Raw genomic sequence first — 24,841 nt, forward strand, 5'->3', positions numbered from 1 at the left:
ACTGATCTCGCCCCAGCACGAGCTTAGACGCCTAAACCACGCTGCATGAACGGCCATGTCCGGAACCTTACGCGCGGTGGTGTGGGAGGAGGGAGACCGCAAGGCTCCCAGCCGAGGCTGGCTCTCAAGGTTGAGCTGGACCTGCGCCTGAGTGGACTGACGCGAGGATGGCAGGGTGCTTGCGTGATCCGGTCACGGTTGGCCGCATCAAGACTCGACGGCAACTGCTTCTGGGGCGGCCCTGAGCTGCTTGAGGAGGCGAACGCTAATAGCAAGCCCGCAGAAGTGGGGCGTCCTCAGCAGTACCGCGGATTGTGCGTGAATGCATCCAAAACGTGAATGTTGTCAATTGAAGCAATCGATTTTTCTAGTCGACGGAGGATGGATATGAAAGCGTCACGAGAACGAGGGTGCGATCTGGGATACCCAGGGCAATCGGTTGTCGTGGAGGTAACGACCACGTATTCGGCGCAGATAGCTCCGACCATCTATCCGGTGAGAATGGCCGCTACAAACCGCATACCGTCGGTGAGGACAATGACAAGCTCAGCGACAGTCCCGACGAGGATGTCGCCCTATGCGCCGACGTGAAGCCCTGCGCGACGCCCTGGTCGTATGCCGAGTTGTTCGGCCTAGTTGCCATCATGTTGCCAGATCACGGTTGGGACCGCAGTTCCCGCCTTGCCCCAACCGCAAATGATAAACTCAGTTCACGTCAGGAGCGAAAACAATATGCATCGTCGTAATCTGATCAAAGGGTTCGTTGCACTCGGCGCGTGTCCCATTTGCGCTGATGCCGTGGCGGCGGCGAGCACCCATTGGGGATATGCCGGCTCGGCCGGGCCTGAACACTGGGGCGATCTGGATAAGACAAATTTCGCCTGCTCGGCGGGCACACAGCAATCGCCGGTCGACATCAAGGGCGCGGTCAAAGCGGATATTCCGCACATCGCCGTAGGTTGGCACAGGGGCGGCGGCAGGATGGTGAACAACGGCCACACTATTCAGATCAACCTGCCGCAAGGCAGCACGCTCACTCGAGGGGATCGTGTCTATGAGCTGCTCCAGTTCCATTTCCATGCGCCAAGCGAGCACCACGTCGCGGGCAAGAGCTTCCCGATGGAAGCGCATTTTGTCCATAAGGACACCGACAGCGACACTCTGGGTGTGCTGGGCGTGTTTCTAGCGCCAGGCGCCACAAATGCCAGCTTTGCCAGGCTTGCTGCAGTATTTCCCGCGACATCAGGCGAAGAGGCAGACGTCGACGGGGTCGACCCCAACGGGCTTCTGCCGGCTTCGCTTGGCTATTGGACATATGAAGGATCTTTGACGACGCCGCCATGCACCGAAAACGTCGACTGGATGGTGGCGACGGAACCGGTTGAGGTCGACCCAGCGGACATCAAGCGCTTTACCTCGCTCTATCCACGGAACGCGCGCCCTATCCGTTCAGCCAATCGGCGTTTCATCCTGGGCCTCCGCTGAGGCCCCTGCCGCCGTGAGGGGTCGAAGCGCCGCCTGCGCGGGTATTCATCTGCTTCCAAGATCGTAAGGATGTGCTCCGGGTCGCGGAGGTGCCTCTTGGGCGCTCATTCTGGTCCTCGAAGCGGGCCAAGACCAAATTCGGCAACGGTGTTTAAGCCGTCCAAAGGAGAGGGGTAGGCGTGGCTTTCCTGTTCCAGCAGCATCCGGCCGCATACCGAACCCAGGTGGCGCTGGAATTCACGTCGGACCCTCGCCAGGCGTGCACCACGGATCAAACGCCGTTTCCTTGGGAAACATGGCTCAGTTCCGACAAGGCAATTCTAATTGCCCTAGCCGCCTCGATTGCGCTCTTGGTCGGGACGCAGTGGCAGGCTCCCAAGATCAACGACGCTGTCTTAAGCCAGCTGCGAACCATTCAGATCAACGATGCATTGCTCAAGCGGGACGTCGCCCGCGCACGAACCGATATGGCATTGGACTTCCGTTCGGTTGCGTCAACCGGACAGGCGCTGCAAAGGAACGTCGAAAACTTGCAACACCATCTCGAGATTTCGCCCTATGAGAGCCCCGGGGAATCCGCATTGCTCGCGCAGCTTAAAAACTCGATCAAAAACACTGAGGCTGCCATCTCAGCTTGGGTCAAGCAAAATCAGCTCATGAAAAGCTCTGTCGCAGACCTTGCTCGCTCGATTTTTTTCCCTGGAGAGGCACCGGCGGGCAGGCTTGAACTGTCCAAGCTAGTGCTGTGGCTCAACCTCGCATCACACATGGACCAGCCTCTCGAGCGATTTGCCAGGCAGGCCCGGGCTGCCGCGGATGTTGTGGGCAAGGCCGGCGCTGCCTTGTCTTCCTTATGGAGGTTGGACCAAGCTGCCAATCAGATCGCATCCCTCGACACGTCCTCCAAGGCGGCCGAACTGGAGCGAGAGCATCTGAAAGGCTACAGCCTGGCCAGCGCGCAAGCGCAGCGTGCGCGACTTTTCTTTGGCTCGCTGTCCCTATGCTTCTGCTTGTTTGCGATCATTCGATCCTCCAGACAGCATCTGCGGACGAACCGACTGAAAAGGCGGTTGGAGCTTGAAGAGGCGATGAGCGAGATCGAAGCTCGCTTCAACGACAGTAGAACAAAGAACGACGAGGCACGCTTTTCCACCGAAGGAGCGCTTAGAATCGTTCAACACGTTTTCGATGCGGATCAATGCGCGCTTGCTCTGGTTGATCCGAGCCTCAGCAGGCATACTGAGTGCTTTGTGGCAAACACGTGCATACCCGTCTGGAACGTCGCCCTTATTGATGAAGTCGTTTCACTTATCCGCGCCGGACGGCCAGTATTTCGCGTAGTCCCTGCTGCCGAAGTGGTTCGGACCGCCATAGGCACTTCCGGTGTTTGTCAAATTGTTGCTTGCAGGGCCTCCGCTCAGCAGGCTGCGGTTTGCATCCTTGTTTTTGAACGAGATCGCTCACTCCCCTCCGCTGACGACCTTCGGGTTCTTGGCAGTGCTATCGTGCGTTTGAGCCACCATCTTGAGATGCAACGTGTAAATGCCGAACGCGACCTTCTGGTGAGTCGATGGGAGCATTTGGAAAGGCTAAGGACCGTCGGTACGATCGCAAGCGGCGCCACACATGAGTTCAACAATATTTTAGGCGCAATAATCGGATATTCAGAGATCGCCCAAGGTCTTGTACGTCGTCCGTCTAGAATTCGAAACCACATCGACCAAATCATCTTAGCTGGACACAGAGCCAAGCTGATTGTTGACCAGATCTTGTCACTTAGCCGAAATCGAAGGCGCGTGGCAGTGCCTATCAGCGTCTCCGAGATTGTTATGGATCTTGCGCCATTGCTGCGGGTTACAGTTCGTGCGGGTGTTCGGTTGAACTTCAAGATCAACGGGTGGCAAACGGTGGTCGAGGGCAGCCCAACCGAGATACAGCAGATCCTTATGAATCTGTGCAAAAACGCGTCGGAGGCTGTCCTGAACCAGGGCCGTGTCGAGATCAGCGTTTCTCGCGCCCAGGTGTGCCAAACAAAGCCTCTGGCTCGGGGCACCTTGAGACCTGGAGACTACGTTCTCCTCTCCATCAGCGACGATGGCCCAGGAATTGCAAGTTCGATACTTCCGCATGTCTTTGAGCCCTTCTTTACCACCCGCTCTCGCCTCGGCGGGACCGGGCTGGGCCTTGCTGCGGTTGACAGGCACGTGAGCGCGCTCGCAGGATGCCTCGACGTCACCTCGGCTGTTGGCCGAGGTACCCGCTTCGATATCTACTTGCCGGCCTCCGAGGAGGAGCCAGTCAGCGCTGACATCGCTGTCGGCCCATACGACGGATCACTTGGCAACGGAGAAATCATTGCAGTCGTGGAGCCCGATCCAGCAGAGTTGGAGACCTACAAGAAGAAAATCGCCGCGCTGGGTTATAAGCCGGTGGGCTTCGCGACCTTCGAAAGCCTTTGCGGCTGGATCGAGAGTGGAAAGGCAGCCGACCTGCTGATTTTGGGTAAAGCGCCTTTCCTCGAGCGAGGACAGGCCGAACCCATATGCTCCACCCTCATGGCGGTGCCTGTCATAGTCGTCGGTGAGATCGACTCCATGCCGGTCACATTTGATAATCAGGCCTTCGTCTTTTGGCTATCGAAGCCGGTCTCGTCCCGGACAATGGAGCATGCGGTTCGTGCCATGATGATGGCATGATGCTGCCGACTCGCTCAGGCTACCCAAGCGATCTAACAAGCCCGTCAAAAAAGCTATCGACGCAGAACAAAATGACTCGTCACCGACTTATGGATCCCGAGACGTTATTCCAGCCTTAGTGCTTGTTGAGAAGATCGGCCACTGTCTCTCCCCGTCGCCGGGCATCGGCGGCGAGCCATACCTCTTCCACCTCATACACGTCGCCTTGGGTACGGAACGGTACAATGACGTCAATGGCAGCCGACAGCATGTCAAGAAGCGTGCGGTCTTCCACGGCGGCCCCTTGCGCGCTGCTCTTGACAAGTGAAAAGAGCTTTTTAAAACCTTGGACCGGATCAGCCCCATGAATCGTTGATATCGATCCCGCATGGCCGGAGACGACTTCGCTAAGGTAGGCCCAAGCCGCATCATCGCGAATCTCGCCAAGCAATATTCGATCAGGGCGCATGCGCAAGCTGGCTTGCAACAGCTGCTCGGCTGTCACCGTACCAACGCCTGCTCGGTCCTTCGGATAGAGTAACCGGACATGGTTCTCGTGCGGGATTGCAAGTTCGAGCGTGTCCTCGATACTGATCAACCTCTCTTGCGGGGGTATGGCGTCGATCAAAGTCTTGCTCATTGTCGTTTTGCCGCTTCCAGTAGGTCCGCAAAGCAGCATCGTGAGCCGACCGCAAACGCAGGCCCGCAGAAATTGCTCCAAGTCACCATGGTCGTAATGCTGAAGAATCGTTTCGTCCTGCCGCTCCTGGCGCTCTTTTCTTGACCGCCATTGATTCCAACGCGAGTATTCGTAACGAGAAGAAACTTCCTTGAGTTCGGTCACACGACTTGAGGGACGCCGTATCGTCAGGCTTATTGTTCCTGAGGGTACAGCGGGCGGCAAACAGATCTGCAGCCGCTCTCCGTTCGGCAACTCAGTCGCACACAGGGGGCTTTTCGGTCCGACATCTTGCTTGCGCAACGCTCCAGCGAGTATCGCGATGTCCTCCAGATCGTCATAAGATAGGGGTAGCGGATGCTTCGTGAAAAGGCCGGCCTGTCGGACAAAGGCTTCCCCAGGCCGGTTGATAGCGACCTCTTCGGTTCTTGGCTCCTCAAGCCATTTTAGAATGGGCTCGAGAAGCAAACGCAACTGAGGATCAGCCTCCGATAGCATTGTGGTCTCTCCTGCGTTCGCGATGTTGGGGGCTTGGCGCCGCGGCAGTCGCTCTAAGATCGTATACATCTGAGAAATCGAGGTCCCGAGCCACAAAGATGGATACAGCATCTCCCTGGTTTTTCTTTAGGGTTGGCGGAATGTTGACCGTCGCTCCCAGTGTCGTCTCGACCGCTTGTCCACCATTAGTCTGGAAGCTGTTGATGCCGCTTCCTCCCGCAGAGCTGGCCGCGTATTGACCGGCCGCCTGAAACGCGCCTTGGATGACGCTCATGAGAACCGCGCCGCCGAAGCGTTGCCGGAAGTGGTTGTCCACCGTGCCAGGCATTCCGGCGCGGCCGAGCTCGTCAGCGCCCGGCGATGCTATCGAAACGAGGGCATGGTCAGGTGTTTCGATGCGCGTCCACAGCACGAAGACACGCGCATCCCCCTGCTCGAGACCGCGCTGGATTTCGCCAATCACGGTCGTCCCGCGGTCCAAGAGCACGACATTGTTGGTTGTGCCGCGGACGTCTTTAGGTAAGACGCACTTCACATAGCCGGGCAGATTTGTGTCGACTGCCGTCTGCAAAATGCAGGGAATGATCGCTCCTTGAGTAATCACGAGATCAGGGTGCGGCAAAAGTGTGGCCCGGCTCGGCTCCTGTATATCGGGCTTCAATCGGCCCGACAGGTCGCCATCGATTGAAACCTGATCCTGTGTGGTGGGAGCATCCTTATGGTTGTCTTCGCTCCGCTGATCGTCATTGGGCATTTGACTGCTGCTAGTGTAGGCGAAAATTGGAGTTTCTTCCGGCGGCGCATCAGCTGGCGCCGTTGGGGGCGGCGTGGATGGCACAGGATCTGCCGGCTGCGCCGCCGGCGCGGGTGCTGGAGGTTCGGGAGCAATCTCAATTGGCACGGGGCGGAATGGCTCGGGGTTGGCCACAATTGGCGGTTTTGGCTGAGATAGCTCGTCTTGTGTGCTGGAACGACCTCCGAGCCAGATGAGCGATAGAGATGAGATGAGAACAAGAGCAGCGACGGCCAACTTCTGCGATCCCGAAACATGCCGGCGGGTCGGCTCCGAGACCATCGATCCGGATGCATGGACATCATGTTCCGCCTGTGGGCCGGTTTCATTCATCGGGCCGAGCCTTTCAAAACGCGCCACACGTCGGGTGTCACTGTACCGGTCCTTGGCGCTCGTCCCAAAGGATCATAAGCCCTGTTGAAAATGGACAAGACCGTATTGCCATCTCTCAGACGCCATTCCCGGGCGACTGCGGATACTTCAACATAGTCCCCTTTGACCGTGTAATTGGCAGCGGCTTCCTTGCCGTCGGGATTGATAATGTAGAGGGAGGGTATGCGGGAATTGCTTGCGAAGCCAAATACGGTCGTAAAGCCATTATCGAAAACTTCCAGCGGCGCCAGCGATCGATCGCCCTTTGCGACGTAGTGAAAATTGCTTTCGTCCGGATTGGCCGTTGCCGCAGGTCGATTCAACAAATCCTGAACTCTCTGTTGTTGCAGCACTTTCGCGCGGGCCTGACCAAGAATCGAGCGCCTTTCTGCTTCTCTTCTCTGAGCAGCAGCCTCATCCTCAGGATAGGTGAACTGCACACTGTAGTATAGGTCAGGTTGCTTCTCGTCGAGTTTTGGCATCGCTCTCGTTGAAATACTGAAGACGTATCTCCGCGTACCCTTCTCACTCTCGGCCAGCACGATGACCGGCTGCGGCGCGAGCATCCGGCTGGCCTTAAAGAAGAGGTAGTTGGCACGTGGGAGCGCAGCCAGGTCTTTGCTATTGGACACGGCCACGGCTACGACCGTCTCGTTGGCCGCGAATGTGACAACCAGCGTTGCCCCCACTGCGGTCGACAGGTGCACCACTTCGTCGGGGCGGTAGGTAAGGTAGCGCATCCGCGCATCATGCTTGCCGGCAAGTGGTGTGTCTTCCGCGCACGCCTCCATCGTCAGGAAGAGTGAACAAGCCAGCGCGAGAAATGCTCCTTTTGTCATGGCTGCACGTAACCCAGGTTCGATACGGTATCTTCCGAGGCTTGATAGGACGTGACGAGTAGACCTCCCGGATTGGTGAGCCTCGATTGGCCAGGCAGACCCGTCAGGCGCTCGTAGCGGATGGTAGCTGTCCAGGTGGTCACTATCGGCGTCTGCCCATCGACAACAAGCATACGTTTGTATCGGATCTGTTGAACGTCGGGACTGATGTCGTTTGAGGAAATATGCCCGACCTCGAGCTTGCCGCGCTTGCCGACCGTGACTTGCGGCGAGGTGGGATTCGGATAGTTGAAGAAGTCTTGATATTGCTGTCGCACAGCCGGTGCGCTGAAACTGGATACTAGATCATAGGCGTATTGAGCCGTATCTGCTGTGTAGCCCTCACGCAGGCGTACATATTCCCACAGCGAAGCATTTATGACGGCTCGGTCTTGGGTTGCGGGCAGTCGTGAGATTGACACTTCGCTGTCTACGGTCCCGTCCGGCCGTACCCAGAGGAACACAGGTACGAGCTTGGCCAACGGGACCATGGCAGCGATGGTAAATGCCTGGGCAACATTTCCCAGGACCGCCACCGCCGCAAAGGCTATAAGGGCCTTTGACAGGCGCCGCGCAGACTTCGCTCGTGTGGTTTGAAACGCTTCCACCTTCTTGTAGTGAGCGGCTAGCGTTTCTCTCTCCACCAGAAGGGCATGTTCAGGAAATTTCACTTGGGCTCTTCCGTACACTCGACCTGAAGATCCTCAGGGGTGGTTTCCCATTGTCCCGCGTTCAGTTGGAATGGCGTACCCGTGCAGGTCGCAAGCCCATCGGTTGTCTTGCAGGCCGCCAAAGCGAGGATCGACAAAAGTAGATAGCGTTTCATGTTTTTGGCACCGCGCTTGTTGATTTGATTAACGACCCGCCGTTTTGGCAAAGTAGCGATTGAGGTTGTTTAGAGGTCGGTTCGCCCCAGCCAAAGAGCCGCCGGCGATGCTGCTGGCGATCGTCGGAAGTGCGACGATCAGAGCGTCGCCAGCCAGGAAAAGCATGTCGAGCTCGTAAAGCCCAATGATCTTGGCTGCTGTCGTGCCCGTGTATCTGATCATCGCAAGCATGACCACCAGCGAGGCTGCTTCTGCCGCGATAACTATCGTCGCAACGATGTTGAGAAGGAGAAGCAGCAGCCCATACGAGAGCAGTTGGCCGATCCATCTGGTAGCCATGTCTCGAGTGTGATCAAAAAGGTAGCCTACAAGAACCAGGGGGCCGATCGCCAGGAGCACCTTCGTCAAAATTCCAACGGCATCATATATTTCGAATGCTGTCCACAGCGACCCGTAGAAAATCCATTGGGCTCCCTCGAAAGCAATTATGTCCTGGCTGTTCATAGGCCCAATTTCGGAAGCAATCATCTGAAAGGCATACTGAGTTGAAGCAAACATCCAGTCGAGCTTGCGGGGAATATCGATGAACGGCAAGTCGCTGCTACTCATCTGGTGAGCAAGTCTTGGAATCGTGTCGTCAAAGACCGTTTCAATATATTTCTGGTAGTTGGCCTGCCCTAAGATAAGGCCGACGACAATCGACACCATGATTACGCGTGAGATACCTCCACGCGCATCGACTTGACCACGCATGACCAGACAGCCTTGGATTATTATCCAAAGCGTCACACACGCAACCAGAGGCGCGCTGATCGCCTCTTGGATTTTTTCAAGCACGTTGTGCAGCCCTGACGTAAAGGCCACATGAAAGATCGTGTGTATGGCGGTGAATGGCGCCGGAATCTTGAAATTCATGGCGTGAGCCTGATTTGTCCCTGATCAGCGGAGCTGAGCCGGATGAACTCTGCGTGGTTCACGGCAGGCTGAAGATCTTGGCGGTGTCCTGGCGTTCCCGACGCTGCGTGGCGGCCTCCTCTGCGGCGTGAAGGCTGCCTTGGGCAGTGGCCATCGTCAGCAGACTCGTGGCCTGGACATTTTGGATCATCGCATCGTGAATCTGCTTTAGGACCAGACCGTTGGTCACGGTGGCCTGCACAATATTTCTCGAGCTGGAAAGCTGACCAAGCGTGTTGTCGTTAGCCTTAAGGCGCTTGTCCATTACGGCCAGAGTGTCGGCTGCAAGAGCTGCGGTATTGGCGGCACCAGCGATTTGTCCCTCTAACAGTTTTCCTTCTGCATCCGTGCCGGTGACTATCCGAGTTGGGTCCTGCGCAATGTTACGCGCCATGGTCGAAACTGGGGCCCGAGCATCAAACATCTGCCCCTCCAGCTTATTGCTCGACGGGTAGTGATTTCCTTGGTTCAGTGCGCCCAGCAGTCCCGTGACAGCAAATGACGACTTCAGCATCTCCACCATTTCGATCGTGGTAGCGAGCGTCTCGGCTGACTTTATAAGGATCGCCGCAGTGGAAGCCGCTGTTAAGGTCGATTGTGTTTCTGTTACTGGGTCGCTAACAACAAATTGCGACCGGGCCTGTGTGCTAAGCAGAAAAGAAGCAGCGACCGTGGTCACTGCAAGCTTGGCAAATCTCATGAATATATCTCCGTCAGTCTTGAACTTCGTGGTAACGAGCCATGAACTTGTCGAGCCACCCGCTTGGGGCATCTCCGTGCTGGTCACGAAGCTGGTCGGCAAAGCGGACCGTGTTGGCCCGCCCCGATAGTACGGCTACGTACTCGCGCATCTGGCCAAGGTCGAATTCGCAAACAACACTCCCGCTGTCGCGCTTGAGCAAAAACTTGCGGCTGCCAATTGACATCCCCTGGCGGATTGCCTCGAACTCCTGCGTGGTGCACTTCAAGCCATCGACATACGCAGCCCGGTCCGCCGTCGGTGATGGGTAGAAAATCTTCGTCATGCATTGTGCAACGAGACTAGCTCCCAGGGGCGATTCCAGCACGTGTTCAGGCTGCTGCGTTGCGAGTATCAACATCCCGTTGTTCTTGCGGACAGTGAGCAAGAACTTGTCGATAACAGCCGAGAACTGGGGGTTGAGCAGATAGAAGCGAAATTCGTCGCAGCTCATGACGAACCGACGGCCATCGACAACAGCGCCGACCCGATGCAGAAGATACGCGGCGGCCGGCGCGCAGACCTCCTCAAATTCCAAGAGTTGCGTCATGTCGAACCCTGTAATGGAGGCATCCAGCTTTACTTCATCGACATCGCCATCAAAGGCCCACCCAAGCGCATTCCCTCGACACCACCTCTGCAGCCGCGCGCCAGCGCCCTCGGAGGGGCCGTGCAGCAGGAATTCGCGCAGGCCCGCAATTGAGCGCATGACGGGTTCGAACGAAAGTTGACGAACAATGCCACGTTCCAGTCGACGGCTTTCCTCCGGCGAGATCGGGCCACGGCCGTCACTCTCGATTAGAGCAATCAACCATTCGCGCAGAAAGTCCAAGGAGGCGGAGGTATTGTTCAGTCCACGCAGAGGGGCCAAGCCGCTCGGAGCGCCTCTGCGCAACGCTAGATATGTCCCTCCGGTGGCTCGCACCAGCAGTTCACCACCCCGGTCCTTATCGAAAAAGACGATGGCACCATCGCGATCGACCACGCTTTGCTCAAGCATCGCGAGGAGAAAGGTCATCAGCGTCGTCTTGCCTTTGCCGACGGGCCCGAATATCGCCGTCATGCCGACGTCATTCTCATGGGGTATGTAGTCGAAAGAAGTTCCACCGTTCGTGCGAAAGCGTGCAACAGCTTTGCCCCAGTGGCCGGAAGCGGAGCCACTTGGGAAGTTCTCAAAAGAGACAAGCCCGGCAAAATTGTGCGAGGTGATCGCCCCGGGGCGTGTTCGCCACCTGTTGTTTCCCGGAAGTTGGGACCAGTACGCGGCCTCCATGCCGATCCCCTCCTGGACGATAACGGCGCCCGCATCGGCCAGCCTTGCGCGCGCATTTGCTGCACGATCTGCAAGGCTGTTCAGGCTGTCGGCATGGACGCACAGGCTCAGATGATGCGAACCCATGACGAACTCGTTGCTTGCCAGTGCGTCCTCTGCCTCGGCAAGCTCATTGATCTGGGTGAGAGCCTTGTCGCCGGCGCTCGTCATCTGGCTGGACTTAAGGCTAAGCTTCGCATGAGCTTGTGGCCGAGTGAGGAAGGAAAAGCTCTGACTGAGAACAAGCGGGAAGTTGGCGGACAGCAAGGGATTTAGCATGCCTGGCCGCGTGGTCGCCGGATATTCACGGAATGAAAACAATGATCCCACGGAGCTGCCCCCCGGCCGTCGAATCTCAAGAGCCCGCTTCCCGCAGATGACCTGGTCAGTGTAGATCGAGGCGCCAAGTGAGCCGGTAACCATCGGAACCGGAAGAAACCGGCACGTCATTATCAGCCGAAGCGCCTCACCGATTTCCGTGAAGAGCACGTTGCCTTTCTCACGAATACCCAACCGGCGCAGACCGTAGCCGCCCAGTGAGCCAGCAATGATCTGCCAGAGGTCCTCCAGGCTTCGAATTTGTACGGCCAGATCGTTGTCATTGCGCCTGGGGGATTTGGCAACGCGCCAGCCGATCTTGCCGATTGCGGTGCGAGGGAACACGACGACAGTCAGGAAGTGATCGTTGCGAAAGAGCTTGCCCGACAGCACACGGCTCTCATAGGCCTCGCTCAGACTGCCAGCGAATGCACTTTGAAACTGGCGCGATGCCGGCTCCGGCACATCGTTGTCTCGCACAAGATGAGCGTACAGCGTGACATTGTCATCGGCGATGTTGCGCAAGAGAGTGTTGAACGCGCGGCAGCGCGAGTTGCGCATCTCAGCGTCTTCCAAATCAAACGGCAGCCCGTTGACGTGTGCCATAGCCATGATCGACCCATCTTCCAGAAGGACAACCTGATCGCTTAGATGTCCGACATACGGCAAATAGATCTCGCCAGATCTCTCGGTCCGGCCACTGGCGCCAAGCATTATACCATTCCTCTTCCGCGTTTCGGCACTCTGATCGGATTGGCGCTGACGCTCGCGCCGCCCCAGATCGGCCCGTCCACGCTTCTGCCGGCAGTCTGCAAATAGAGGAACGCGACGCTTGCGGCGTTATAGTCTCGCTCAACAATCAGCCGTGCTCCGAACCAGAGAGGCACGAGCACGACTTCATAAAGTGGGTTCTTGAGGATAATGATGACGAGCCCCGCCAACATCATGAGCAATCCGGCCAGCGTCAGCGGCACCCCCAGAAACAATGCGGGGCGTGTCGCCGCCACATAGAGGGTGCTCACTTCCAACCTGTCGCTCATCAGCCACCGCCTATGAGCGCCTTGCCCAGGAAGCCGGCGCCAAACATGATGACGATTCCCCCAACGACGCCCGCAACCAGGCCAAGTGAAGCACGACCGAACATCCAGGAGATACCGATGGCCACGAGTCCGAGCACGGCCAGCGATTGTCCGAAGGGGCCAAGTATGAAGGTGCTGATATTCTGGATCATCTTGGCAGGATCCGTCCCTCCGGTCACTTGGGCCGCGGCTGGCCCGCCGGAGAAGACCGTCCAGGCCGCGCCTGCAGCAGCGGCCGGTGCATATTCAGCCGCCATGCGCAGCATGGCAAAAGGCGAACGAACACGCCTTGTGAGCATATGAAATATCTTGAGTGGCTTCATCATTGCATCTCCATGTTCAATCGAATATGAGTTCATTCGGGTTTGAGGGTTCGCGCTCTTTCGTATCTTGGCTGCTTGGCGAGTCGGATGGATCTACCCCCGAGCGGTTTCGCTGATAGGAGCCCCAGACGTCCCACGAATCTTGTGTGGGCTGCTTTTCATTTGTCTGTTGGCTCTGTTCGAGCAGAGGTGGCACGGCTTTCCGCCCGGGTGCCTCAAGGTGTCGCACGTCTCGAGCAGTCGGCTCCGGCCTTCGCTCAAGAAGCCTTGAGATATCCTTTGCGGCCGACTCGACCTTGCGCACATAACCGTTGGCGAAGCCCCGCGAGACGTCGCCCGTGTTATAGGCCGAGATGGCACGGCGAAGCGCCAGTTGCTGTGCCACAGCAGTCATGCCGCCGGCATACCGGCTTTCAAGTAAGTGAGCGGCAGCCGAAAGGGAGGCGCAGGGCTGCAAGGCCCTTTCCGGCGTCAGATTGAGCATAGCGAAGTTCTTGCTGTTTATCTGCATCAATCCAACGTCGATGGAATGTTGTGCTGCGAGGCGGTCCTTGATGCCACGCGTGGCTTGCAGGTGATCTGTCCAGTGAAGCTGCTCACCCGTGGTATTGTCATGTGCCACAAGCGTATCAAACCCACTTTCAATTTTGGCAATCGCGGCGAGCGTAGACGGCGCAACCCAGTGAGCGCATTTGCGCGATAGGCGGTCGAACTCACGGAGGGAAAGTGGCGCGGGCTCGCCCGGGAGGGACGTGGAGGTCAACAAGATGATGGCCAGTGGCCAAGCTGCAATAAACATTCCCGATGACCTACCTCTCTAAGCCGCCGGACGGTTTGGCCCTGTCCGGCACGCGCTTATCGGGGAGGTTTGTTACTCCATGATGTTCAAATGCGGCTTTTTCGGTTTCAATTGAAGCAAAAAGACATTTGTTGGCATGAGCGTGCGTGAAGCACCTTGCGCATGCCGTGGCGTACCGCCGGCCCGATCAGCCAGCGACAAATCCGGAGCCTCTTGGTACGATCGCTCCTGCCGGTGACGTCACAGGCTCAAAGTGACGTCTTGCATAAAGTGAGAATGTTGGGTCGGACGGTAACCGTCACCGGACCAGCCGACGCCCGAAAGGATTAACGCCGGCCACCTCGGCTTGGCACGAGACATACTATTTGGCACAAGCCACTAATGGTGAATCACATTCGTCCTTCCGCCGCGCCTCAACCACGTCCGACCCATGAGCCGGAGGATGTCGAGATGATTCAGGTCCGCAAGCGCCAGATAAGGTGACGATGACTCAAGGAAATGGCAGGCAACTCGGCATCTATGCGGTTGAACGAGTGGTATGAGCAGGCCCTAAACAAACTGACAAAACGGGGAAGCTCGATGCGAAAAAGCGAAAGACCACACGGCAGGTCATGCCGGCGCTTGAAACCGTCTGGTGGCCACTGCTGCATGGATGCGGCATTCGCGATCGCTAAGGCCCCAGCTTTTACCAGTCTGGACGAGCAAGGCCCTCGTTACTGGCCGGCCCGCAGCGGCGAGTGGGCCAAGGGGCAGCTGTTCTACATCGGTGCCGTAGGGTTGCTCGGCAAAAGCTTAGACAAGGCGATTCGAGATTGAAGGTGAGCCGTTGAAACATGTTCTTGTCATCGATGATGATGCCGCAATGCGACGCCTCATCGCCGAGTATCTCACGATGCATGCTTTGAAGGTAACTGCGGTCCACGATGGCAAGCAGTTTTACCATGTTCTTTCACATGAGCCAGTCGATCTCGTTGTTGTTGACCTTAACCTAGACCGGGAGGATGGACTTGCGATCGTCCGCAATCTGGCGACAAAATCGGATGTTCCCATTATAGTGATTAGCGGCGATCGGCTTGATGAGGCGGAAAAAGTGGTTGCCCTGGAGCTCGGCGCAACCGATTTCATTCCCAAGCCTCTCGGGATGCGCGAATTCTTGGCCCGCATTCGAGTGGCGTTACGCCAGCGCATTCCGCGAACCAGAGATCAGCGCTCATTTCGCTTTGGGGCCTGGAAGCTCAGCGTCAAGCAGCGGCGACTGATTTGTGAGGAACGTGGCGAGGTCAAGCTTACCGCATGTGAGTTCAATGTCTTAATCGCGTTCCTGGAGAACCCACGCAACGTGTTATCCAGAGAACGGCTTTTGCTCGCGAGCCGTGTGCGTGGAGAAGAGGTCTATGATCGAAGTATCGATGTCCTAATCATGCGCTTGCGCCGAAAGCTGGAGGCCGATGCGACCAATCCTCGCTTGGTCAAAACATCCCGTGGTGCAGGGTACTTCTTCAACGCTGACGTGGATGTTAGCTACGGAGGCAGCTTGACCGCTTGAAAGGGAGCGATGCTGGAGTTTAGGTGATGATGCTGATCATGCGACGCTCTGCGGCTTCATCGTCGCCGCGTCCTGTCCGCCGCATGAGTCGTGTGCCGATATCCGGCTAAAGTTTTCTGATGCGCGGCGTATGGTGACCATCCGAGACAGGCACCGCGGGCACTAAGGTGCGAGCAGGCCGATGCACACCTGAGCTGTGAGCTCGTGTTGGTAGCTGGCCTCGGGTGTCGTCAGCGGCTCGATCTTCTGGGGTTTTATGGCCTCGGGCGGCATCTCCGCCCTGTTGACCAGATATGCCCAGGCACCGCTCTTCTGCAGATTTTCGGGGCCTCTCGCCAGTTCGTACAAGGGCTCGAAAACCACCGACGAGCAGACCGGATAGGACCTGCTTGAAAACTTGCGCAGGATCAGATGGCATCTCTGGTATCGGTATCGTAACGTCTATTGTGCCCGTGGCGAAATTGCCGACCTGCAGTTCGACCCGGAAGGTCCCGAAACAGGCTTAGCCGAACATGCGCAAGTTCCTGACCGCCGTCGGCGGGTTCCAAGCTACATCGCCTTCCCAACAGTGCCAGCCTGCTGAATTTCGGCAACAGCCACGGTCTGGAGATCGCATCAGCGTCTCTGTCGTCAAAAGAGCTGTTCTGCTTGCCCCAGACATAGAGTTCAACGCCCCGCGTCGGAGCGCTCTCTGCTTCTGAAGCTAGCCATCAGGTCCGCTCGGGCTTGATCGGAGTCTTGCCTGACGGACGACGTGTTTGCTTCGCTTAGCTGCCACCCCATGGCGAGGCTCTGCGGATTCTCAGTCCTCTGCCTCTTCGCCGGTGTCAACAGCGCTGTGTAGCGTTCAGTGTTTATGATGACGCGCCCGCTGTTCACGCGGTTGGTCCTGTCAGCTGTACTCGTCAGCTCGTCCTGGGCCTCGCGCGACTTGCCCAAGTGCGGTTCAAACGGCGGTGGCGCGACTTGTCGGGCTTGCTGCTCTTGCAAGACGGCGTGTTGCACCTGCGACCCGGCTGCTCCAAAAGCTTCCGCGGGGATTGCGGCAAGCTCGTGCGGCAAGCGGCCCTGCCTCAGTCGGTTTTGCAGCGCCTGCCGATCGGGGACGAGGTAGTTGAGGTGCAGCGGCAGCTGCGGGACTGGCCGTTCTGCCAATCGAAGAACCAGCTCGCGCGTGCCGTCCACCACGAAGACGCCGCAATCAACAGCGTTGTTTTGTCGGGCCATGGCGGGTGTCACCACGGTGGTCGCGCCCAGCGTTGTTGCGAGCTCTCGTGCAGGCTCGTCATTGTATCCCAGTCCGTCGCGCTGATGAATTGAGTCGTAGTGATAGGCGACCGCTCTTTCCGGGTCGCGGCGATCAACGAGCAGCAGCGACCAATGCTCGTTGCCTCCCACAGTCACCACCGTAGCCAGGGGATCGCCACTGTTCACTGGCAGGAACACGAAGTCGGCTGCGACGTCGTTGTGATGATAGATTGACAGCAATGTAAGTTGCGGGTCCCGGTCGCGACGGCGCAGTTGCTGGGAGACCAAGGGATCCACCAGCCGCGTTCGGGCGGCGAGCGCTGGGTGGGCCTCCTGCAGGCTCTGCTCCAGCAACCGGTAATCCCTGTGGATATGGGCGTCGCTCAGCAGGTCGGCGCCGAGCACCGCCCCCTGGGGGAGGTTGGACGAGCCTGACGGAAAAGCTCCGATCTGAGCATCGGAGGAGGTGGTCACATCGACCAACGGAACACCGCGATAGGTGTCTGAAAGCCTGGCGGTCGCTTGCGAGGCGGGTCCTAGAGACCTTGCCGGCAGTGCTGCCGCTGCAGCTTCACTCACCGGACCGCGATGGACGAGCCAAAAGTCGTTGCGCCCTTCTGGCCTCACAGCGGTGTAGCCGTGACCTTTAATCTCGTAGTTCCATTCCGGCTTTTCCGCATCCGGCAAGAGGCCATGGTGGTCCAAGGAAGAGAGCATCGCGTCTGGGACAGGTTGAGTCCCATGAGAGAAGTCTTTGGGGACGGCGAACGAGACGTTTATAGAATCCTCGATTGCAGCGGAGGGCTTCTCAGACGTTGCGGAGGGCGCGGCCTCCGCATGCAGCCTTCCGATGTGTTCGGACCCTGTCCCTTGAACGGGTACCCCTTCCAATGGAAATTCACCCAACTGCTGCATGGGGGGCTGCATCGGCACGCGGCCGCCCGAATTGCCGATTTCGCTCAGCGGCTGCTGAATGGCGGCGGCTCGCGGCGTATCCAGGGCCCTCTGCTTCTCGGCTGGCCGCAATAGCGCTGTGGAATGTTCATTGTTGATGATGACCCGCTCGGGTGGCAGCTGGTTGCCCTGATCAACCGCCTCCGGCGAGGGCCGGATCTGCTGTTGGCTGGCTGCTAACGCTGGCGGGGCGGCGGCCTCAACTCCGGCGTGCCCAGAGCCGGCCGCTGCGAAAGCGTCCGCCACGATGCTGTCTGAGGCGGGCTCCGCATCGCGAACCCGTTCCAGCGCCAAGCGGAGATAGTGGTTGCCTGGAAACAACGTCTCGGCGAATTCGATCCGCGAATCATGATCCAGCCCAGAGATTGTCTGGCCCAGACCCTCAAGCGCCTCAGAAAATCTGCGAAGATGGCGACCATAGACAACACGGGTGCTTGAGGCCAATGTGCTGTCACTGGTCACTTGTTCCAAGACATGCGCGTCTGCCTTTGAGGGCACCGTCACTGGCCACCGGCCAGTCGCTGAATAGCCCGGCTCATGATACGCACGGAGGACGTTCAACGCCGGCTTTATATCCTTAATATCATTGTTTCCCGGAAAGAACGTATCGAGGTGATCGAGCAGGGATTGGTGATCTTTTAGATCAGTCGCTTGGCCACGAGCGCCGAGATCATTCGCCAATCGGCGAAGTGCAGACGAGTATATTCGGAGCGTCGGCGCGCGAAGGTGTTGCTGAGCCGCAGCCTGGGCGATCGCCTTATCAATAACGTCCCGGTGTTCGTCGGACAGATGGGGATAGCGGGTATCAGGGGCGCCAGCAGTAGCTGAATAGCCCGGCTCATGATACGCACGCAGGACGTTCAACGCCCTCTTCATATCATCGTTTTTCGGAAAGAAAGCATCGACATGATCGACCAGGGATTGGTGATTTTTTAGATCAGTTGCTTGGCTACGAGCGCCGAGATCATTCGCAAATCGGCGAAGTACATTCCTGTATTTTCGTACCGTGTTCTCGCTATATTTTTGCTGAACCGCAGCGTGGGCGATCGCCTTATCAATAAGGTCCCGGTGTTCGTCGGACAGATGGGGATAGCGGGTACCACGGGCGCCACTCGCGACAGGATCGGCTCGGCGCGGCTCGGCCACGTGCTGCTCAAAGCCCGCCTGCCGCGCCTGGCCCGCATCCGGCAAGGACCCATGGTGGTCCAAGGAAGAGAGCATCGCGTCTGGGACGGGTTGAGTCCCGTGGGAGAAGCCTTTGGGGAGGGAGAATGAGACGTTTATAGAGCTCTCAATCGCAGCGGGGGGCTTCTCAGACCTTGCGGAGGGCGCGGCCTCCGCATGCAGCCTTCCCATGTGTTCGGCCCCTGTCCCTTGAACGGGTACCCCTTCCAATGGCAATTCACCCAACTGCTGCATGGGGGGCTGCATCGGCACGCGGCCGCCTGAAGTGCCGATTTCGCTCAGCGGCTGCTGAATGGCGGCGGCTTGCGGCGTATCCAGGGCCGTCTGCCTCTCCGCTGGCCGCAACAGCGCTGTGGAATGTTCATTGTTGATGATGACCCACCCGGGTGGCAGCTGGTTGCCCTGATCAACCGCCTCCGGCGAGGGCCGGATCTGCTGTTGGCTGGCTGCTAGCACTGGCGGGGCGGCGGCCTCAACTCCGGCGTGCCCAGAGCCGGCCGCTGCGAAAGCGTCCGCCATGATGCTGTTGTGGTCGCCCGGTCCAGCGGACATCCCCGGGTCGCTGAAAAACAACGAGGCGGCTTGATCATCCTGCCGTCGCTGAAGCACTTCGCTCAACTTCTGTTCCAGTCGAAGAAGCTCCTCTGGATTGGTTGGCGGCTCGTCAGCTTGATCGAACAGCCTCCGGGCCTCGGCAAGGTGCTGCTCAACGCCCACTTGCCGGGCCTGGCCATCATCCTGCCGTCGCTGAAGCACTTCGCTCAACTCCTGTTCCAGTCGAAGAAGCTCCCCTGGATTGGTTGGCGGCTCGTCAGCTTGATCGAACAGCCTCCGGGCCCCGGCAAGGTGGTGCTCAACGCCCACTTGCCGGGCCTGGCCCGCTTGCCCCTCTTCCAAGCCGGCGTCCTGCACCTGCGACGAAGCTGTAACACGGGATGGATTACTATTTGGCGGGTTCATATTAGCCTCACATCAAACTGTATCGTCAAAGTCCTGCGCCATTCCCACGCAGCGGGTCATCGAGTTGAGATTCTGCAGAGATCCCCTCGTCTGCTATCGTCAAGGGTACCGGCTCCGGGAGGGCGCCTGTCTGGTTTTCAAAGATGCGTTTCAGAATGCGATCCGAAAAATATCGCACCTTCCTCAAAAGCAATGGTGGCAGACCTTTGACGAACACGATCTCGTACTCGTCATCGAGCAGCCGCACCTGTTCGGGACGCAACAGCGGTGCACCCTGATGTGAATTCTGGATGTTCCAATCGAATGTTCGCGCCTGACTGTAGGAAATCGATTGGGCTTGAAATGTATATTCACCGATAGCTTTGGAAATGTAGTTCGGAGTCTCGTCGTCGGCAGTGGCCATGAACACTTGCAGGCCGGTATTGCTGAGAAAATTCTGCTTGCCAGCCTCGCCATAGGCCCCCGTCAGTGCCGAGAGGCTCTGGATGATGAGCATGAAGCGACCCTTGTAGCCCGCGATGGTCGTAATTGCGGTCTCGATCGCCTCCAGCTTACCCAAGTGCTTGAACTCATCGAGCAGAAACAGAACTTCGTATTTTTCATCCCGGCGAGGCAGCGACCGCTGTAGAATTGAAACGATTTGCTGAAAGAACAGGCGTATCAAAGGCGCGACCACCTCAAGATCGTTCGGACTAACGCAAAGGTAGATGCACGTTTTGCGACGGCGAAGATCATAGACTGAAAAGTCTGAGCGACTTGTCGCCGCCTTTACAGCGGGATCCGCCCACAAATTGAGCCCGCCATCGCCAAGGACGGACGTGTAGGAGGTCAGGATTTTTGTATCGTTCCCGGCCATGTCGTCGAAGATGCGTTGTGCCTCTTTGTTCCGGGTCTCCATGGCGAGTCGCGCGAAGAGCTTAAACTTCTCACCCGGCTGGGCGAACAGATCATAGACAGCGCCGATTGTTGGCGTGCCCCGCTCGATGCAGGCGAGGATGCCCGCGACAAAGAGATCTCGCGCACCGTTGACGAAACCTTCCGCGCCCTCCCCCTTCGCCGTAATTAGGTTTGCCGCCAAGCGGCGGGCTTCGGTGAATTGCTGCTGTGGAGACAGCGCTATAAGGTCCAACAGCGGATTATAGCAATTCGTGCGCCGCTCCGAATCCAGCGGCGCAAATTTGAACACCTCGGCGCCGGCGGCCTGCCGCGCCCTCGAGGTAAGCTCAAAGAGCTCCCCCTTGACGTCGAGAGCTATCACCGAGCCTTGGAATGTAAGGAGCGTTGGAATGACTATGCCGACGCCCTTACCAGCACGGGTCGGTGCAACGATAAGGCTGTGAGGCTGCTCGCCATTGGTCAGGTAGTAGCCAGGCCAGAAAGGGCGACTCGTCTTCCCAAATACCGGGCCTGTCACGCCACGGTATCGTCGTAGATAACCCGTGCGTCGCATTTCATCCACTCGCGCCCACCGCGCCGTCCCGTGATGTTCGAGTTTGCGCCGTAATACGATCTGCTGAATCAGCAAGATGACCGCGGACGTTGCGAGCACGATAGCTACGCCCCCATAGAAGACGGGGGTTACGAAACCGCGATAGAAGGGCGTCTCAAACCAAAAGGCACGGACGTCAAACGTCATCAAAGCCTCGCTGCTACCCCCATGGCGGAACGTTGCATACAGACTTGCCGCGCAGAAGCCCAAGGCGAGTGAGCACGCGATGCTAATGGCTATGTTGGGAGGCGTCGGTTTTGTTGAAGACATTGTTCCATTGCCGGATCAGCCGTAGCTAATGCTGCGCTTTGCTTCAGACACCGGACCGACGTCGCGCGATGTCGCCGCTCGACAGATCGATGCCGGAGCGGGTGGTGCGATGCTTGCATCGCACCACCCGGCGGACGTGGTTGTTGAACGCTACCCTAAAGCAGGCACGTCAACGGCCAGCGAATTGGAAATGGCAAGGCCGTGAACGGAATTCGGGGAGAAAGCGTCACCTACTATGGCCGAGACCTCAACGGCCGGAGCGTTCTCTGCTTCTGGAGGCAGCCATTAGATCCTCTCGGGCGTGATTGTAGGCGTGGCTTATGGACTGCCCGACTTGACCACCCCGCCGCAGCTGTTCATAGGAGGTTTGCGGGCCGACCGTATCACGGACTGAAGCCGTAATACCTGCTATGTGGCCATCCAAATTCGCACTCCGTTCCTCTGCTGCATGCTGCGGCGGAGGCATGTTCTGCAACAGGCCATGCAGGTCGGGAAGTGAGTTAGCTTGCGCTTTTTGATTTGCGTCTAGCTGGTGATACGCGGTCACAATGGCATTTTGGGCGGTCACCTTGACCATGTGGTGCTGATGAGGGTCAGCAGCCAATTCAATGGCCTGCTCAAAAATGCGAGATTTATTTTGGTCATTAAACTTACCGAAGTTTTGCGCCACAAACATAACCCCTAGAGCTTGCTCCATTGGGTCCATGTTGCCAATGCGATTAACAAGTGCAGTCTGCTTCTGGGGCCCTAAAAAATGGCCTACATTACTCGCCGCTTGGACTTGGAACAATGCTACATCATCCGAGTTGAACCCCAATCCGGCCGTCAATCTGTCGACCAGATCGTTGGCTGATCGTCCGAGCTGGTTGTTGCGCCTATCAAATCTGCTGAGGTCAGATTCTTGCCCGGGTGCCACGTCCTGAACGGCACGTCGCATTTGCCTCTCGGCGGCTTTGAAGCTCCCAAGATCGCGTGCTGTATCGCGCGGGTTAGCGGTTACTAACCGTTCTGCAACATTGGTCAGTGGCCCGCCTGGAAGGCCCTGGTCGTTACGCCGTTCCTCGGCCCTCCTCCCATCGCGGGATGAACTTCCAGCTGCACGTTTTGGTCTGCTATCGCGATCCATTGCTCGGCCTCCAAAGGCGTTTCTCTACCCCATTAGGTTACCACCCAAGCTTGATCTGCTAAACCAATATGGTGTTACACTTGTAATCTCGCAGAGGTTCTCCCAGCGCTCTGGGTCACGCCGAGAGCCCTTCTAAGCCAAAGAAATAGGATGAAGTTGGGCTCAAAGGCGATGCATGTTTCGCAGCCTGACGGCACGAATGGCATGCCGACGCCGCCTCTTTCGCCTGCTCCTACCCTCGTTGGAAAACCCCGGCATGATGTCGCCCGCAGCAGCATCTCCTTTGAGAGCAGGCCTGCATGCTCGAGCGTTTGGATGACGGCCATCGCCTTTCCAGCCGATACCCGCGGCTATCCTCCTCCCTTGGCGAGGAAATCAGCCGCGTCCTGGTCGGCAATTTGCACAGCGCCGCGCTAATAGCATTGCCATGCCACCACCAAGGGTGTCCTGCTCCAGATGGGGTTAGACAGCCTTCGCTATCCAAGCTCGGCAAAGGGTCGCCGCCCTTCCAGGCAAACTCGTCCTGTTTCTTGCCGCCTGGTCGATCGCGATTTCGGCGCTTACCTCGCCACTCGATGCGCCGAGCTCTCTGCCGAAGGCAGTCGCGCTACCCCGACGCGCGTCAAGGGAAATCATGTCCCTTTGCTGTGGGCGCCGGTTCCGGTACTGAACCACACGGTCGTCATCGTGACAGGCCTCCCGACCTACCCGGATGCTACTTCCTCTACCATCTCACGGCACCGCGCGCGGACGTCGGCGACACACGCAGGCACACCCGAACAAGTGCGCATCGTAGCGGCGTTGGTGCAATTGTCGCTCGCGACAATTAGCCATCGCCACTCGACCCACGTCGAACACCGCCAACGCACGGTTCAGCGGCAATTACAACTCCCGTAGTTGTCGCTGAGCCGTTGCCAAATCCACAGCCTCCTGATAGTCGAATCACACCGCGCGGCGCGGCCTCCAACCGGCCATCATAATCGACGCCCACCGGTCCCCATAATCGTCGCGCTACGCACCTTACCCTAGGTGATCAGAAAGGTGAAAAGATTGGGAATTTGCGGCTCCAAATCCTCCGGATCGGCTCGACATTCCGCACATGACACGCGAGAATCCACGGCATCGAACTTTGAGAGCAGCATATCAGCGCTGAGGGTCTCGCTGGGTACGCTTCCCGACAGTTTGCGATGGGGCGGAGATGTGCCTCTGGAGCAACATCAGATCCAGCAGGCCGCCTACCATATGGGAGCGTTTGTCGTCGGTGACGAGGTCACGAGCCCGAGAAGACTCGCGACGGCCGGGCAAACGGTTCACCACGTCCGCCTGCTGCTCAAGCATGGCCGGGGAAACGTTAAGGCGGACGACATTCCCTCGCACGGCCACAACGGCATCGGATCGTCGGTTGCACTGCGGGGAATAGACGCCACCAACAAGGTTGCACGGGCCGTACTCATGGGAGCGGCGGTCTGCGATCAGACCGCTCCCCTTTCCGCCATCGTCCACGCCCCACACATGGCGGCCAACGAGCTCAGTACGACCTATGCTGCTACCGTTCCAATGAAACAAATAACCGACGAAGGTGATGAGATCCCAGTCAATGCGGCTCACACCTGGAACGAACTGTGGCGCGAAAGCCGCGATACGAGCTCAACCGTGGTCATGGATGCCTGGGCCAACGGTCCCGCTGTTCGGTTGAAGGACAGCGCATGGGGCCGAGAGCCAGCCTGGCAAGGTCCTTGGTCGATGGACAAAAGCGAGGCTGAATTCCTGAAAAACCGTGTTGAGGGGTTGATTCCGCTCCTGCATCCGGACAGTGATGACGACGTTCGCAACGATTTGCGCAGGAAGCAAGACGCACCCACATCCTACAACAAATATGCAGAACCACAAGTGATCTCACCTGAGTTCGCCAAAAGTGTACGCACGGCATTGTCCCGTTTTCCTGAAGACAAAAAAACGGAAATCGCATCACGGATGATTCGCGAAGCCTTCGGAATGGATCCTAATCAAAACGCAGTGCAATCAGTTCTGGTGGCTGCCAACCAACTGGACTCGCTGCCCCGGCCTCCCGTGGTGCCGTCGGAATACTCAACGGCAAGAGGATCGAATCGTCCGGTTGCTGAACCGCGGGGCGCCGCTAACGCACGAGCTGATTTAGCGTCTTCCACGAGAAGCAGAGAACGCTCGAGTCGAGGTCGATAAGCTTTAGCGGCGTCGTCACGTTGTTTAGATGTGGCCACGTGAGGGGCTATGCAGCCGGCCATTCGGGCGTCCCGCGCAAGCGTCTCGGTAGACCATGTAGCGCAGCGTCGCGCGCCATCGGGCGGCTGCC

Annotated in this window: 20 protein-coding genes and 1 pseudogene; 7 read left to right on the forward strand and 14 right to left on the reverse strand. The window is 58.0% G+C overall.

Going from position 1 to position 24,841, the window contains the following annotated elements:
- The first annotated feature begins 732 nt into the window (after positions 1-732).
- Together A9K71_RS28675 and A9K71_RS28680 are read left to right on the forward strand one after the other, a co-directional pair.
- The gene (locus tag A9K71_RS28675) at positions 733-1,485 is read left to right on the forward strand and encodes a carbonic anhydrase (RefSeq protein WP_067003824.1); all 753 of its coding nucleotides are present in this window, start codon (positions 733-735) and stop codon (positions 1,483-1,485) included.
- Positions 1,486-1,664: 179 nt separating this feature from the next.
- Positions 1,665-4,181: a two-component system VirA-like sensor kinase gene (locus A9K71_RS28680; protein WP_067003826.1), complete on the forward strand. Its 2,517-nt coding sequence runs from the start codon at positions 1,665-1,667 to the stop codon at positions 4,179-4,181.
- 115 nt (positions 4,182-4,296) lie between these two features.
- On the opposite strand, the gene virB11 is transcribed toward A9K71_RS28680, so the two are convergent.
- Genes virB11 through A9K71_RS28730 form a run of 11 tightly spaced genes read right to left on the reverse strand, consistent with a single transcriptional unit; the run spans position 4,297 to position 13,731 of the window.
- Complete coding sequence (gene virB11, locus A9K71_RS28685; RefSeq protein WP_067003828.1) at positions 4,297-5,337, reverse strand: P-type DNA transfer ATPase VirB11; 1,041 nt, start codon at positions 5,335-5,337, stop codon at positions 4,297-4,299.
- Entirely contained in the window at positions 5,321-6,463 is a 1,143-nt protein-coding gene (gene virB10 / locus A9K71_RS28690; protein WP_067003830.1) for a type IV secretion system protein VirB10, read from the reverse strand. Before virB10 ends, virB11 begins: the two co-directional genes overlap by 17 nt.
- Positions 6,460-7,341, reverse strand: a complete 882-nt coding sequence (locus A9K71_RS28695; RefSeq protein WP_067003832.1) for a TrbG/VirB9 family P-type conjugative transfer protein — start codon at positions 7,339-7,341, stop codon at positions 6,460-6,462. The genes virB10 and A9K71_RS28695 overlap by 4 nt, the downstream gene beginning before the upstream one ends.
- Positions 7,338-8,051 carry a type IV secretion system protein VirB8 gene (locus A9K71_RS28700; protein ID WP_067003834.1) on the reverse strand — a complete coding sequence of 238 codons (714 nt, stop codon included), beginning with the start codon at positions 8,049-8,051 and terminating at the stop codon, positions 7,338-7,340. Before A9K71_RS28700 ends, A9K71_RS28695 begins: the two co-directional genes overlap by 4 nt.
- Positions 8,048-8,206 carry a type IV secretion system lipoprotein VirB7 gene (locus A9K71_RS31000; protein ID WP_082980758.1) on the reverse strand — a complete coding sequence of 53 codons (159 nt, stop codon included), beginning with the start codon at positions 8,204-8,206 and terminating at the stop codon, positions 8,048-8,050. The genes A9K71_RS28700 and A9K71_RS31000 overlap by 4 nt, the downstream gene beginning before the upstream one ends.
- Positions 8,207-8,234: 28 nt before the next feature.
- Positions 8,235-9,122 (reverse strand): type IV secretion system protein, encoded by an 888-nt coding sequence (locus A9K71_RS28705; RefSeq protein ID WP_067003836.1) that lies wholly within the window; start codon positions 9,120-9,122, stop codon positions 8,235-8,237.
- A 58-nt stretch (positions 9,123-9,180) separates the two neighbouring features.
- Positions 9,181-9,861 carry a type IV secretion system protein VirB5 gene (locus A9K71_RS28710; RefSeq protein WP_067003838.1) on the reverse strand — a complete coding sequence of 227 codons (681 nt, stop codon included), beginning with the start codon at positions 9,859-9,861 and terminating at the stop codon, positions 9,181-9,183.
- A 13-nt stretch (positions 9,862-9,874) separates the two neighbouring features.
- Positions 9,875-12,244 (reverse strand): VirB4 family type IV secretion/conjugal transfer ATPase, encoded by a 2,370-nt coding sequence (locus A9K71_RS28715; protein WP_067003840.1) that lies wholly within the window; start codon positions 12,242-12,244, stop codon positions 9,875-9,877.
- Entirely contained in the window at positions 12,244-12,570 is a 327-nt protein-coding gene (locus A9K71_RS28720; RefSeq protein ID WP_067003842.1) for a type IV secretion system protein VirB3, read from the reverse strand. The genes A9K71_RS28715 and A9K71_RS28720 overlap by 1 nt, the downstream gene beginning before the upstream one ends.
- Positions 12,570-12,935: a pilin major subunit VirB2 gene (gene virB2 / locus A9K71_RS28725; protein ID WP_067003844.1), complete on the reverse strand. Its 366-nt coding sequence runs from the start codon at positions 12,933-12,935 to the stop codon at positions 12,570-12,572. Before virB2 ends, A9K71_RS28720 begins: the two co-directional genes overlap by 1 nt.
- 13 nt (positions 12,936-12,948) lie before the next feature.
- A complete protein-coding gene (locus A9K71_RS28730) occupies positions 12,949-13,731 on the reverse strand; it encodes a type IV secretion system lytic transglycosylase VirB1 (RefSeq protein ID WP_067003846.1) in 783 nt (260 codons plus the stop codon).
- 648 nt (positions 13,732-14,379) lie between these two features.
- Here A9K71_RS28730 and A9K71_RS31840 point away from each other — a divergent pair.
- The 3 genes and pseudogenes from A9K71_RS31840 to A9K71_RS32770 form a co-directional block, all read left to right on the forward strand.
- Complete coding sequence (locus tag A9K71_RS31840) at positions 14,380-14,547, forward strand: hypothetical protein (RefSeq protein WP_156319957.1); 168 nt, start codon at positions 14,380-14,382, stop codon at positions 14,545-14,547.
- 10 nt (positions 14,548-14,557) lie between these two features.
- Positions 14,558-15,277, forward strand: coding sequence for a response regulator (locus A9K71_RS28735; protein ID WP_082980759.1), 720 nt, complete (start codon positions 14,558-14,560; stop codon positions 15,275-15,277).
- Positions 15,278-15,491: 214 nt separating this feature from the next.
- Positions 15,492-15,581, forward strand: a pseudogene (locus A9K71_RS32770) (LysE family translocator); the annotation flags it as partial.
- Between the two features lie 362 nt (positions 15,582-15,943).
- Here A9K71_RS32770 and A9K71_RS28745 read toward each other — a convergent pair.
- Positions 15,944-19,561: a Ulp1 family isopeptidase gene (locus A9K71_RS28745; RefSeq protein WP_245299820.1), complete on the reverse strand. Its 3,618-nt coding sequence runs from the start codon at positions 19,559-19,561 to the stop codon at positions 15,944-15,946.
- A gap of 88 nt (positions 19,562-19,649) precedes the next feature.
- Positions 19,650-21,383, reverse strand: a complete 1,734-nt coding sequence (gene virD4 / locus A9K71_RS28750) for a type IV secretion system ATPase VirD4 (RefSeq protein WP_067003851.1) — start codon at positions 21,381-21,383, stop codon at positions 19,650-19,652.
- A gap of 28 nt (positions 21,384-21,411) precedes the next feature.
- Here virD4 and A9K71_RS31845 point away from each other — a divergent pair, with 28 nt between their 5' ends.
- Positions 21,412-21,588 carry a hypothetical protein gene (locus A9K71_RS31845; RefSeq protein ID WP_156752777.1) on the forward strand — a complete coding sequence of 59 codons (177 nt, stop codon included), beginning with the start codon at positions 21,412-21,414 and terminating at the stop codon, positions 21,586-21,588.
- A gap of 42 nt (positions 21,589-21,630) precedes the next feature.
- Here A9K71_RS31845 and A9K71_RS28755 read toward each other — a convergent pair whose 3' ends face one another.
- The gene (locus A9K71_RS28755) at positions 21,631-22,320 is read right to left on the reverse strand and encodes a hypothetical protein (RefSeq protein ID WP_245299822.1); all 690 of its coding nucleotides are present in this window, start codon (positions 22,318-22,320) and stop codon (positions 21,631-21,633) included.
- 1,389 nt (positions 22,321-23,709) lie between these two features.
- Here A9K71_RS28755 and A9K71_RS31850 point away from each other — a divergent pair.
- On the forward strand, positions 23,710-24,711 hold the full coding sequence (locus A9K71_RS31850; protein WP_156319955.1) for a type III secretion protein: 1,002 nt from the start codon (positions 23,710-23,712) through the stop codon (positions 24,709-24,711).
- The last annotated feature ends 130 nt before the right edge of the window (positions 24,712-24,841 follow it).

Origin of the sequence: Mesorhizobium sp. WSM3873, assembly GCF_001672445.1 — a bacterium.
Taxonomy (GTDB): domain Bacteria; phylum Pseudomonadota; class Alphaproteobacteria; order Rhizobiales; family Rhizobiaceae; genus Mesorhizobium.